Origin of the sequence: Rhodococcus sp. IEGM 1372 (assembly GCF_030056835.1) — a bacterium.
Lineage (GTDB): Bacteria > Actinomycetota > Actinomycetes > Mycobacteriales > Mycobacteriaceae > Rhodococcoides.
Map to the genome: position 1 here is coordinate 1 of NZ_JASHKS010000049.1, position 12724 is coordinate 12724.

Below are 12724 nucleotides of genomic sequence, written 5' to 3' on the forward strand. Positions count from 1 at the left end.
CCCACAACAGTCGGAATCAACAACAACCGACTCCAGACAGCTTGACATTGAGCGGTCAGAGGTACCGAGCGAACCGGGATCAGTAGTGTCGATCGAATGCACAGTGAATCGCAGCGATCGAAGGTCGAGCCGTTCCATGTGATGGATGTGTTCGCCGCCGCGGCCGAGCGGGCCCGTACTCATGGCGACGTGCTCTCTCTTGCTGCAGGTCAACCCTCCACCCGAGCGCCCGAGCCGGTGTTGCGCGCTACCCGCGAGGCTCTGGACTCGCATCTGCTGGGGTACACCGAGACGCTGGGGATTCTGCCGCTGCGTCGCGCTATCGCCGAGCACCACAGCGCGCGGTACGGCATCACCGTCGACGCCGCGGACGTGGTGATCACCACCGGCTCGTCGGGCGCGTTCACGTTGCTGTTCCTCGCAGCGTTCGACGCGGGAGATACCGTCGTGATGGCGAGGCCAGGCTATCCGGCGTATCGAAACACGTTGGCGGCGTTGGGCTGCCGCGTCGTCGAGCTCGACTGTGTGGAAGAGACACGGTTTCAACCGACCGTCGCGATGCTCGAGGAACTGCCCGAGCCGCCCGCGGGTCTGATCATCGCGAGCCCCGCCAACCCCACCGGCACGATCATCGACGCCGACGAGCTCGCGGCAATCGCGCGCTGGTGCGACGAGCACGGAACTCTGCTGATCTCGGACGAGATCTACCACGGCATCGCCTACGGGGACGCGCGCACGTCGAGCGCATGGGAGACATCGAAAGAATCCGTCGCGATCGGATCGGTGTCGAAGTACTTCTCGATGACCGGGTGGCGACTCGGTTGGATGCTGCTGCCGACCCGATTACGCAGGGCCGTCGAACGATTGGCGTCGAACATGACGGTGTGCCCACCCGCGATCTCTCAGGTTGCCGCGATCGCGGCGTTCACCGAGGAGTCCCGCATCGAGTTGGATTCACACGTCGAGCGCTACGCCGTCAACCGCCGAATTCTGCTCGACGGTCTGCCGGCCATGGGCATCACCGATCTCGCACCGGCCGACGGTGCCTTCTACGTGTACGCCGACATCGCGCATCTGACCGAGAATTCGCGGAGTTGGTGCGCGCGAGTGCTGTCCGAGACCGGCGTCGCACTGGCACCGGGTGTCGACTTCGACACCGTGCGCGGCAATCACACGGTGCGATTCTCGTTCGCAGGCACCACGTCCGACGTCGCCGAGGCGTTGGAGCGACTTCGTCGCATGTGAGCGTTTCCTCGTAGCAGGCTACGAAGTTTCGTTCACGTGCGGCGCAGCCGCTCCAGTACCTCGGCGATATCGGCGGCGTCGACGTCGCGGTGGGTCACGAAGCGCACCTTGCCCGCGACGGTCACCGCGGCGATCCCCAACTCGGCCAGCTCGAGGACCGTCGTCGCCGGGTCGGGAACAGTGGCGAGGACGATGTTCGTCTCCGGCTCCGCCACCTCCCAGCCTCGCTCGCGCAGCCCGGAAGCGAGGGTGGACGCGTTGGCGTGGTCCTCGGCGAGATCACCGATGCGGCCCAATGCGACGAGACCGGCAGCGGCCAGCACGCCACCCTGACGGACGCCGCCGCCCAACATCTTTCGGACGCGTCGTGCCTCGTGGATACGTTCGGAATCCGAGACGAGCATCGAGCCGACCGGTGCGCCGAGGCCCTTGCTCAGGCACACCTGCACCGTGTCGGCACCGGCAGCGAGCGACACGATCGGAACATCGAGGGCGACAGCGGCATTCCACAGGCGCGCGCCGTCCAGGTGGACCTTCAGCCCGCAATCACGGCCGGCGGCAACGAGTTCCGCCCATTCGTCAGGGCCGATCACGGTCCCGCCAGCGAAGTTGTGGGTGTTCTCGAGCGACAGCAGCGTCGTCCGTAGCGAGAAATACGGTCCGGCACCGCCCGCTTTCGCACGCACCGTCGACGCGAGAGGGCGGCCGGGGCCAGCGTCGTGGGGGAGGGCGTCGGGCATCCCGCCTGCCAACCATGCGGCAGTACCGAGCTCGGACCCCAGCACGTGCGCGTGCTCCGGTGCCAGGAAGCGATCGCCGCGCTGCAGATGCAGCATCAGCGCGATGATGTTGCCCATCGACCCCGACGGAACCCACAGTGCCGACTCGAACCCGAGCAGACCTGCCACCGCTTCTTCCAGCGCTGCCATCGTCGGATCGTGATCGAGGACGTCGTCGCCCACTTCGGCGTCGGCCATGGCTTTTCGCATGACCGAATCGGGTCGGGTGATGGTGTCGGAGCGAAGGTCGATCGTTCGATGTGCCACGAGCAACGACAATTCCATAGCGCGAAAGCAGTCCGACGAACGGCCTCGAGCTGGCACGATGACTTGAATGTCCGCAGGTCCGACCGAGTCGCAGCACAAGGTGTCGGGTGCGACTCCGAAGGGGGTGCGCCGCCGGCAGGCACTGGCGTCTGCGGCCGCGGACCTTCTCGTCGAGGGCGGCTTCGACGCGGTGCGGCACCGATCGGTGGCCGCGCGAGCCGGGCTTCCTCTCGCGTCGACCACCTACTATTTCGAGTCTCTCGGGGACCTGGTGGCCGCGGCGGTCGACGTCGTCGGAACCCGTGAGATCGACGTCATGCGCGGCCGCATCGAGGACGAGGGCAAGTGCTCGAACGAAATGGAGTCGACGGTAGATCTTATCGTCGATCTGCTCATCGGGCCGCAGGACGGGCACGAGCAGCTGATCGCACGGTACGAACGCTTCATCGCCTCGGCCCGGCATCCCGAACTACGAGAAGTGCAGCTGCGGCTGCGCGCCCAGATCGACGACCTGCTCACCGACGTGCTGCGCAGATCGGGCCGAACCGTGCAGGAAGAGCAGCTACGACGACTCGTGGCAGTGGTCGACGGAGCCGTCGTCGGAGCGCTCAGCGAAGTGGACCCCGACCCCCGTCACATGGCAAGAAGCATGCTGCTGGCCGTCATCGACATCATGGCACCGGCGGAACAGGTGCAAGCCGATTGACTGCTAGCCGGTCTCGCCGAAGTCTGCGTCGTTGATCGGTGGCACCTCGCACACGCCGTCCTCGCAGACGGGGCCGTCGTCGCCGAAAATCTCCAAAGGACCGCTCATGACCCGGCAGCGGCTTTCTGCAGCACGTCGACGAACACCGACGGTTCTTGTGCGCCGGACACACCGAGCCGTCCGTCGATCACGAAGAACGGCACACCGCTGATCCCGTAGGCGATGGCCTGCTCCTTGTCCGCGTGCACTGCCGGCAGGAACTCCTCGGACTCGAGCGCCCGGGCCGCCTCGTCACGGTCGAGGCCGATCTCCGCGGCCAGGTCGGCGAGGTCATCGGTGCGGCCGACGTGGCGGCCCTCCTCGAAGTAGGCCGCCAGGAGCCGTTCCTTCATCTCGACCTGCTTGCCCTTCGACTTGGCGAAGTGCAGGAGCTCGTGCGCTTTGACGGTGTTGGTGTGCTGCACGGCGTCGAAGTCGTAGGTGAGCCCCTCGCCTGCGGCCAGCTCGGTCATCTGCGCCAACATCTGCGTGACCTGGGCGGCCGGCATACCTTTGTGAGAGACGAGAAAGTCGACCTCGCTGCCGTCGAATTCGACCGGTGTGTCGGGTGCCAGCTCGAACGAGTGGAACTCCACCTCGAGCGCCCCGCCCCCGGCGGTGAACTCCGCAGCGCCTGCCTCGAAACGACGCTTGCCGACGAAGCACCACGGGCACGCGATATCGGACCAGATGTCGACCTTCACTGTTCGGCTCACGACGGCTCCAACATCGGAGCGCGCGTCGGTTATTCCACGCGGCGCCGTAGCCGCCGGCACCACGAAAAGGGCGGCTTGTGCGATCGCGGGAGGCCGGTACTGCAGTCCTTTTCCGAAACAGTGCAGTCGTCTTCCGAGACCGACAACTGCGCCACGTAAGCTGGACGCTCGTGAGCATCCCGAATGTCCTGGCCACCCGTTACGCGAGTCCCGAACTGGTGGAGCTGTGGTCGCCGGAGCACAAGATCGCCCTCGAACGCCAACTGTGGATCGCTGTGTTGCGCGCGCAGTCCTCCCTCGGAGTCGACGTCCCCAACGCTGCCATCGCGGACTACGAAGCCGTCGTCGATCAGGTGGATCTCGCGTCGATCGCCGAGCGTGAGCGCGTCACCCGGCACGACGTCAAGGCCCGCATCGAGGAATTCAACGCCCTCGCCGGCCACGAGCACATCCACAAGGGGCTCACCAGCCGCGACCTCACCGAGAACGTCGAGCAGCTGCAGATTCTGCGCTCCCTCGAGCACGTCCACGCGCACGGCGTCGCCGTCGCGAAGAGGCTGGCCGAGCGCGCTGCCGAGTACTCCTCGCTGGTGATGGCCGGTCGCAGTCACAATGTCGCAGCTCAGGCGACCACTCTGGGTAAGCGTTTCGCGTCGGCCGCCGACGAGCTGCTGTTGGCCCTGTCCCGGGTGCAGGAACTGATCGCGCGCTACCCGTTGCGCGGCATCAAGGGCCCGATGGGTACCTCGCAGGACATGCTCGACCTGTTCGGCGGCGACTCCGCCAAGCTCGTCGCGCTCGAGCGCATCGTCGCCGATCACCTCGGTTTCCGGCACACGATGACGAGCGTCGGCCAGGTCTATCCCCGTTCGCTCGACCACGAGGTCGTCTCCGCGCTGGTCCAGATCGGTGCCGGACCGTCCTCGTTCGCCCACACCGTTCGCCTGATGGCAGGCCACGAACTCGTCACCGAAGGCTTCCAGGCGGGCCAGGTGGGCTCGTCGGCAATGCCGCACAAGATGAACACTCGTTCGTGCGAGCGCGTCAACGGCCTGCAGGTGGTGCTGCGCGGCTACGGCTCGATGGCCGCCGAGCTCGCCGGTGCACAGTGGAACGAGGGCGACGTCTTCTGTTCCGTGGTGCGCCGTGTCGCGCTGCCCGACGCCTTCTTCGCCATCGACGGTCTCATCGAGACCTTCCTGACGGTGCTCGACGAGTTCGGTGCGTACCCGGCCGTCATCGCCAAGGAACTCGACCGCTACCTGCCGTTCCTTGCAACGACCAAGGTGCTCATGGCCGCCGTGCGCGCAGGCGTCGGACGCGAGACGGCGCACGAGGCGATCAAGGAACACGCCGTCGCGGTTGCGCTGGCGATGCGTGAGCAGGGACTGGAACCGGACCTGCTCGACCGTCTGGCCGCCGACGATCGGCTGCCACTCGACCGCGCTGCCCTCGATGCTGCACTGGCCGACAAGACGGCATTCGTCGGTGCCGCCGACGCTCAGGTCAGTGCGGTCGTCTCGGCAGTGGAGCGTCTGATCGCGAAGTTCCCCGCCGGGGCGTCGTACAGCCCGTCGCCGATTCTGTAGTCAGGAGAGGACACCGGGAAGGTCGGCCACGGAGTCGATCACGTGGTCGGGTTCCATCGCGAATTCGTCGGTGATGCGTCGGTCGAGCACGTCCTGACGGAACTTCCCGGTGCGAACGAGCACGCCGGTCATCCCGACGACCTGGGCGGCGAGGACGTCGTTGTCGAGGTCGTCGCCGACCATGACGACGTCGTCGGGGTCGACCCCCATCCGCTCGGACGCCGTGCGGAATCCCAGCGGAGCGGGCTTACCGATGGCCTTCGCGGTATGTCCTGACGCCTGTTCCATACCTCCGAGGTACATGCCGGTGTCGATGCGCAGTCCGGCTCCGGTGCTCCACATCAACGAACGGTGCATCGCGACCACGGGAATGCCCCGGCACAGCCAGTCGTAGACGCGGCTGAGCCGCTCGTGGGTGAACTCCGGGCCTGCCCCACCGACGACGACGACATCGGGATCCTCGGACGTCTCGTCGACGAACTCGATTCCCGGCATGTCGCCTGCGATCTCACCGTTGTTGATCAGGACCACCCGCGCGTCCGGATAGTTCTCACGCAGATGATCCGCGGTGAGCGACGCGGCCGTGACGATCTCGTCCGAATGCACGTCGAGTCCCACCTCGCGCAGCGCCGTAGCGATCTGTCCACGGGTTTTGGACGTCGTATTCGTCAGGAAGGCGCGAGCAATGTCCTTGCTGTCCAGGTACTTCAGAGTCTCTGCTGCCCCTGGCACCGCCTGCCACGACGTGACGAGAACGCCGTCGATGTCGAAGAGAACCCCGCCGATGCTCATCGGCAAACAGTAGTCGGGTTACCGAACGCCTGCAGCCTCAACCATGTTGCCCACGTAGCGTCGGCAGCGCCCGGTACAGGTAGGGCTCGTTCGGTGATGTCGGAACATCGACGGACCGCACCTATGGCGATGACGTGAGGGACCTTCTGCCCTGTTTCTTCGACTGTGTAGTCACGACAATTGGATTGTGACCTACTGCGACGCTGAGAGCTGACGTCGTGACGGAGACGTCGGACCGCGGCAGAGACGGATGGGGCTCGGCTATGTTCGCCGCTCGAGGCGAACTGGTCCGAAACTGGACCGGCCGTGGATTCGAATCCGATCCGACTTCGGGATCCGTCGTCGACTCGACCGGTAGTAGTCGCTCGTTGCGGCAAATCCGTTCCAGTAGTGCGCGATCGGAGAAACAGTCGTGAGCTGGACGGACGTCGAGCCCTTCCTGGTGGCGCTCGCCATCGGGCTGCTGCTCGGGTTCGAGCGTGAACGTAGCCATATCCGCACGCTCCCGGCCGGGTCGCGTTCATTCGCACTGCTGTCTCTTGCCGGAGCCGTCGCCGCCAGCTTCGACAACTGGGCAGTCTCGGCAGGCATCGTCGTCGTCGGGCTGCTCATGGCGCTTGCCTATCTCCGCACCAGCGAGCAGGACCCGGGGACCACTACCGAGATTGCCGCGCTGGTGGCCTATCTGCTCGGCGCGCTCGCCTATACCGACCCGTCGGTGGCCGTAGCCCTTTCCGTGATCGTGGCCGGACTGCTGGCGTCGAAGTCTCGCATTCATCGCTTCGCCCGTCAGATGGTCAGCGAGATCGAACTCGAAGACGCCATCAAGTTCCTCGTGGCGGCGTTTGTCATCCTGCCGTTGTTACCCGATCGCGGAATCGGACCCTACGGCGTGCTCAACCCGGCCAAGGTGTGGCTCCTCGTCGTTCTGCTCACCGGTATCGGATGGATCGGATACATCGGCGTCCGTACGCTTGGGCCCCAGCGTGGTCTGCTCGTCACGGGTCTGGCCGGCGGATTCGTATCCGCAAGTGCGACAACTGCGTCGATGGGCCGGCTGAGCCGGACAGCCGATGAGATACGGGCACCGCTCGCCGGGGCGCTCGTTGCCAGCCTTGCCACTTTCATACAGTTGCTCGTCGTCATCGGGTTCGTCGAGCCGGAGGTGCTTCGACGACTGTGGCCCCCGGTGGTGGTGGGAGCCATGGTGCTCGTTGTAGTCGCTGCCGTCGTCTACCGCGGTGCCGCAGTGGCTCCACGAGACGCCGAGGTGACGAGCGCAGGCGTCGAGCCGCACACCTCGGCGCGGCCGTTTTCGTTGCGGCCGGCACTCGTCTTGGCTGCTGTTCTCGTCTTCGCCCTGTTTGTCGGCCGATGGGGTGCTGACGTTCTCGGTTCGCGAGGAGCGGTGCTCGCCGCAGCTGCGGCGGGTCTCGCCGATGCTCACGCCGGTGCTCTCGGTGCTGCGAGCCTTGCTGCGAAAGGCACGATCACGGTCGACAGCGCGCTGCAAGCAATCGCCGCTGCGCTCGGAACGAACCTACTGGTCAAGAGTGTGCTGGCCTTCACTTCAGGTGGGCGTCGCTTCGGTCTTGGGTTTCTTGCGGGCATGGCTGTGCCGACGGTCGTCTTCGCCGTCGCGATGACCATCGTGGTGACGGTGGGGTGAACTGCGGCGGACCTTAGAGTTTTGACTGTGAACCCTTATACGATTTTCGCCGAGATCATTGCCGGGACGGCCGAGGCTTCTCGCGTCCACGAGGACGAGACAGCGATTGCGTTCATGGACATCAGGCCGCTCACCAGCGGACATGTGTTGGTGGTGCCCAAGGAGCAGTATCGGACGCTGGCGGAGTTGCCGCCGGAGATCGGCGCGCACCTGTTCGTGGTGGGGCAGAAGGTGGCTGCCGCTCTGCGTGCGGGCAATCCGCGTGTCGCCGGCGTCAACCTGTTCCTCGCCGACGGCACGGTCGCCGGTCAGGAAATCTTCCACGTGCATCTGCACGTCATCCCACGCATGATCGGTGACGGATTCGGTTTGCGGGCTCGGCCGTCGTCGCCGCCGCGATCGGAACTGGACCGGCAGGCTGCGGAGATCGCGGCCTTGCTGAGCTGAGCTCTCGCCCTGCTCGAATTGCTGCCCGTGTGTGGTGTTTTCGGAGCCGTTGTGTACCCAGCCTAGTTAGGTTAGCGTTGCCTTCCGCAAGGCGCGAGTCGATGCCTGTGGCACGACATTGCGCGCGATACCCGGTCACGGACCGAATCACCCTCAGGAGCGCACACGATGAACCTTGTCGAAGACACGGAGGCGGTCGAGCCGGTTCGGGGAACACTGGATCGGATGTCGGGGGCGGGCCGTCGATGACCTCGCACAACGATCTTTCCGACGGCACCTACGACATCGTCGGGGTCGGCTTCGGGCCCTCGAATCTGGGCCTGGCCATCGCGATCGAGGAGCACAATCGAATGTGCTCGCCGGCAGAGCGATTGACGGCCTGCTTCGTCGAATCCAAGGACGAGTTCGCCTGGCACCCCGGCATGCTGTTGCCGGGGACGTCCATGCAGATCTCGTTCCTCAAAGACCTGGCGACCCAACGCAATGCCAGCAGTGAGTACAGCTTCGTGGCGTATCTGTCGGAACAGGGTCGGCTCAATCACTTCATCAATCTGCAGACGTTCTTCCCGAGCCGGCTCGAGTTCCACGACTACCTGGCTTGGGCCGCAGGCAAAGTCGACGCGACCGTGCACTACGGCACCCGGGCGCTGGACGTCGTCGACACCGGCGACGGCTACGGCGTCCGCACCGAGGGGCGGCGCACCGGGACCGTGCGAGGACGCAACATCGTGCTCGCCGGAGGGCTGACCGCCACCCTGCCCGACGGGGTCACGGCGTCGGCGCGACAGTTCCACAACCACGATCTTCTCGGCGAGCTCGATCGGTTGCCGTCGCGGACGCAGCGCACCTTCGTCGTGGTCGGTGCCGGGCAGAGTGCCGCCGAGGTGGTGGACTACCTGCACTCGACGTACAGCGACGCGTCGGTGCACGCAGTGTTGCGCAAGTACGGATACAGCCCGGCCGACGACAGCCCCTACGCCAATCGCATCTTCGATCCGACGGCCGTCGACGACTTCTATTCGTCGTCGCACACACTGCGCGAGCAACTGCTGCACTATCACCGCGGCACCAACTACTCCGCTGTCGACCTGCCGTTGATCGAGGAGTTGTACGCACGCGAGTACTCCGAGCGAGTCAGCGGGAAGCGCCGGTTGTTCGTGCACGGAGCGTCCCGGTTGATCGGAGCCACCGAGGAGCCGTCGGGCGTTCGTGTCTCGGTCGAGCACGGCCCGACGGGGCTGGCCGAGGACATACTGTGCGACGCTGTCGTCTATGCCACCGGCTTCACGTCCCTCGATCTACCCGAGATCCTCGGTCCGCTGTTCGACGACGTCGAATACGACTCCCGCGGGCCTCGCGTGACGCGTGACTACCGACTCGTGACGCGTGAACCGAGTGCGGGTTCGATCTACCTGCAGGGCGGCACCGAGCACACGCATGGCCTGACCTCGTCGTTGCTGTCCAACATCGCTGTCCGCAGCGGTGAGATCGTGAAGTCCGCTGTGGGCGCGAGGGTGCGATCGGTGGTGTGAATCGGGTGAGGACGAGCGTGGGCGACGAGCCGGAACAGCGAAGCGTTCCGGCCGAAGTCGGTGGTCTCGCTCGCACCGATGCCCGTCGGGCCGCGGGGTTGTTCTTCGTCACCGGTGTGCTGGCGGCGCTGTGCCTGATGAGCATCTCGGTGGGAACCGAGTACATCCCGATCGGCGAGGTGTGGCACGGTCTGTTCTTCGGCGACGGATCCACCGAATCGGTGATCGTTCGTGAACTGCGGCTTCCGCGTACCGTTCTGGGGTTGCTCGTGGGAATCGCTCTCGGGGTGGCCGGTGCGCTGATTCAGGCGATGACGCGAAATCCGCTGGCCGACCCGGGAATCCTCGGCGTCAACGCCGGGGCGGCGTTCTTCGTTGCGATCGCCGTCGGCGTGCTCGGTGTCACCGGCATCGGGTCCTACATCTGGTTCGCGTTCGCCGGCGCGGTGGTCGCCACGATTGCGGTGTACGCGCTGGGGGCGATGGGGCGAGCGGGAGCCACTCCGATTCGGTTGACGCTGTCCGGAATTGCGCTCGGAGCTGTACTGGGCGGCATCACCTCGGGCATGCTGCTGCTCGATCCGGATGCGTTCGACAGGATGAGGTTCTGGGGAGCCGGGTCGTTGGCCGGTCGAGGTATGGACATCGCGTCCGAAATCGCCCCGTTCATCGCGCTCGGAGTTTTCCTGTCCGCCCTGATCGCTCGTCCTCTCAATGCGATCGCGCTCGGCGACGATCTGGCCCAGTCGTTGGGGGCGAACGTGATTCGTACGCGAATCATCGGCGTCGTCGCAGTCACCCTGCTCGCCGGCGCCGCGACGGCCGCGGCCGGGCCCATCGGATTCGTCGGACTGATGATTCCGCACATGGTGCGGTGGTTCGTCGGACCGGACCAACGATGGATTCTGGTCTACACGGTGGTCGCGGCACCGGGTTTGCTGTTGCTCTCGGATGTGGTCGGACGCGTCGTGCTCAGGCCGGGGGAACTGCAGGTCGGCATCGTGACCGCGTTCGTCGGCGCACCGGTGCTGATCCTGCTGGTTCGCCGGAAGAAGGCGAGCGGACTGTGACCCGTGAACAACGCGGCGGAGACATCGATTTCGGCCGAACGCTGTGGGTCGTGCGAGTGCGGGATCGAGTGGACGGCCGCATCGACATTCGAACGGTCGGCGTCTGCGCGGCCTTGCTGCTCGTGACGGTGGTGGTCTCCGTCGTCGCGGTCGGTACCGGCGACTTCTACATTCCGCCGAACGAGGTGCTCGCCGCGGTGTTCGGCGACGCGCCACGCCTCACCGAGATCGTGGTGATGGAGTGGCGGTTTCCCCGAGTGGCGCTGGCTTTCCTGTTCGGAGCCGCCCTCGGCGTATCGGGCGCGGTCTTTCAATCCTTGACGCGAAATCCGTTGGGCAGCCCGGACATCATCGGATTCGCCACCGGTTCCTACACCGGCGCGCTCGTCGTCATCCTCGCTCTCGGTGGTGGCTACTACCGGACCGGAGCGGGCGCGCTCGTCGGCGGACTCGCGACGGCGGCGGTGGTCTACCTGCTCGCGTACCGGCGCGGGGTGCAGGGCTTTCGGCTGATCATCGTCGGGATCGCCGTCAGTGCCGTCCTGGCCTCGGTCAACACCTGGCTCGTGATCAGGGCCGACCTCGACGACGCGATCGCGGCCGCAGTCTGGGGTGCGGGCACCCTCAACGGGCTGGGGTGGTCTCAGGTGGGACCCGTACTGGCAGTGTCGATCGTCATCGCGTCGTGCCTGGCGGTGCTCTCGCGTCGGCTGCCGATGTTGGAGATGGGGGACGATGCGGCGAGGGCGCTCGGTGTGCGCGCCGAGCCGACCCGTCTGATGCTGGTGTTCCTCGGAGTTGCGCTGATCGCGATGGTCACCGCGGCCGCGGGGCCCATCTCGTTCATCGCGCTCGCCGCTCCGCAGTTGGCGCGCCGCCTCACCGGCACCTCGTCAGTGGCGATGGTGCCTGCCGCGTGCATGGGAGCGCTGCTGCTGGTCGTCAGCGACGTTGTTGCACAGCGCGTCTTCGCTCCCACGCAGCTCCCGGTGGGTGTGGTGACCGTATCGGTCGGCGGCGCATACTTCGTGTGGTTGCTGGCGCGGGAAGGCAGGAAGCAGTGACGAAGCCTCGGTTGCACACCGACGACATCACGGTCGGATACGACAAGAGCGTGGTCAGCGAGAACCTGACCGTCGAGATTCCCGACGGCAAGTTCACCGTCATCGTCGGACCGAACGCCTGCGGCAAATCGACTCTGCTGCGGGCACTCTCGCGGCTGCTGAAGCCCTCTCGTGGAACCGTTCTGCTGGACGGGAAGGCGATTTCGACGTATCCGGCGAAAGAAGTTGCCCGACGCCTCGGCCTGCTGCCGCAGACCTCCGTCGCACCCGACGGTATTTCGGTGGCCGATCTGGTTGCGCGGGGTCGCTATCCGCATCAGAAGCTGATCCGGCAGTGGTCGACCGCAGACGAGGCCGCGGTGATCGAGGCCATGAACTCGACCGGAGTGACGTCACTGTCCGCTCGTCCGGTGGACGAACTTTCCGGCGGTCAGCAGCAACGCGTCTGGGTGGCAATGGTTCTCGCGCAGCAGACGCCGCTGCTGTTGTTGGACGAGCCGACGACCTTCCTCGACATCGCCCACCAGATCGAGCTTCTCGACTTGTTGGCCACTTTGAACCGCGAGAACGGTCGCACTCTGGTCGCAGTGCTGCACGACCTCAATCACGCCTGCCGGTACGCCGACCACATCATCGCGATGAAGGACGGCGCAGTGGTCACCGAGGGTGCGCCCGCCGACGTCGTCACCGCCGAGCTGGTGGAGGCGGTCTTCGGGCTGCCGTGCCGCATCATCGACGATCCGGAATCGCACACACCGTTGGTGATTCCCAAGGCGGGTGGTCGCAGGCTAGGCAAGGCTTAGTTTAGA

Annotated in this window: 12 protein-coding genes; 9 read left to right on the forward strand and 3 right to left on the reverse strand. The window is 65.8% G+C overall.

Annotated elements, in window-relative coordinates; translation table 11 throughout:
• Window positions 1-96: 96 nt before the first annotated feature.
• The gene (locus QM590_RS23550) at window positions 97-1245 is read left to right on the forward strand and encodes a pyridoxal phosphate-dependent aminotransferase (RefSeq protein WP_149404973.1); all 1149 of its coding nucleotides are present in this window, start codon (window positions 97-99) and stop codon (window positions 1243-1245) included.
• 32 nt (window positions 1246-1277) lie between these two features.
• Here QM590_RS23550 and QM590_RS23555 read toward each other — a convergent pair whose 3' ends face one another.
• Window positions 1278-2291: a threonine aldolase family protein gene (locus QM590_RS23555; RefSeq protein WP_269596587.1), complete on the reverse strand. Its 1014-nt coding sequence runs from the start codon at window positions 2289-2291 to the stop codon at window positions 1278-1280.
• Between the two features lie 67 nt (window positions 2292-2358).
• Between QM590_RS23555 and QM590_RS23560 the strand changes: the two genes are divergently transcribed.
• Window positions 2359-2997: a TetR/AcrR family transcriptional regulator gene (locus tag QM590_RS23560; RefSeq protein ID WP_269596588.1), complete on the forward strand. Its 639-nt coding sequence runs from the start codon at window positions 2359-2361 to the stop codon at window positions 2995-2997.
• A 104-nt stretch (window positions 2998-3101) separates the two neighbouring features.
• Here QM590_RS23560 and QM590_RS23565 read toward each other — a convergent pair whose 3' ends face one another.
• Entirely contained in the window at window positions 3102-3752 is a 651-nt protein-coding gene (locus tag QM590_RS23565) for a DsbA family oxidoreductase (RefSeq protein ID WP_269596589.1), read from the reverse strand.
• 170 nt (window positions 3753-3922) lie between these two features.
• On the opposite strand from QM590_RS23565, the gene purB reads away from it, so the two are divergent.
• A complete protein-coding gene (gene purB, locus QM590_RS23570; protein ID WP_094668665.1) occupies window positions 3923-5341 on the forward strand; it encodes an adenylosuccinate lyase in 1419 nt (472 codons plus the stop codon).
• Here purB and QM590_RS23575 read toward each other — a convergent pair whose 3' ends face one another.
• Window positions 5342-6133, reverse strand: coding sequence for an HAD-IIA family hydrolase (locus tag QM590_RS23575; RefSeq protein WP_094668664.1), 792 nt, complete (start codon window positions 6131-6133; stop codon window positions 5342-5344).
• A 412-nt stretch (window positions 6134-6545) separates the two neighbouring features.
• On the opposite strand from QM590_RS23575, the gene QM590_RS23580 reads away from it, so the two are divergent.
• The 6 genes from QM590_RS23580 to QM590_RS23605 all read left to right on the forward strand — a co-directional run bounded on the left by QM590_RS23580 (window position 6546) and on the right by QM590_RS23605 (window position 12718).
• Entirely contained in the window at window positions 6546-7802 is a 1257-nt protein-coding gene (locus QM590_RS23580) for an MgtC/SapB family protein (protein ID WP_269596590.1), read from the forward strand.
• 27 nt (window positions 7803-7829) lie between these two features.
• The gene (locus tag QM590_RS23585; protein WP_269596591.1) at window positions 7830-8249 is read left to right on the forward strand and encodes an HIT family protein; all 420 of its coding nucleotides are present in this window, start codon (window positions 7830-7832) and stop codon (window positions 8247-8249) included.
• Between the two features lie 245 nt (window positions 8250-8494).
• Window positions 8495-9781: a lysine N(6)-hydroxylase/L-ornithine N(5)-oxygenase family protein gene (locus tag QM590_RS23590; protein ID WP_269596592.1), complete on the forward strand. Its 1287-nt coding sequence runs from the start codon at window positions 8495-8497 to the stop codon at window positions 9779-9781.
• Between the two features lie 17 nt (window positions 9782-9798).
• Window positions 9799-10851, forward strand: coding sequence for a FecCD family ABC transporter permease (locus QM590_RS23595; RefSeq protein WP_269596593.1), 1053 nt, complete (start codon window positions 9799-9801; stop codon window positions 10849-10851).
• On the forward strand, window positions 10848-11915 hold the full coding sequence (locus tag QM590_RS23600; RefSeq protein WP_269596594.1) for a FecCD family ABC transporter permease: 1068 nt from the start codon (window positions 10848-10850) through the stop codon (window positions 11913-11915). Before QM590_RS23595 ends, QM590_RS23600 begins: the two co-directional genes overlap by 4 nt.
• Window positions 11912-12718: an ABC transporter ATP-binding protein gene (locus QM590_RS23605; RefSeq protein ID WP_269596595.1), complete on the forward strand. Its 807-nt coding sequence runs from the start codon at window positions 11912-11914 to the stop codon at window positions 12716-12718. Before QM590_RS23600 ends, QM590_RS23605 begins: the two co-directional genes overlap by 4 nt.
• The last annotated feature ends 6 nt before the right edge of the window (window positions 12719-12724 follow it).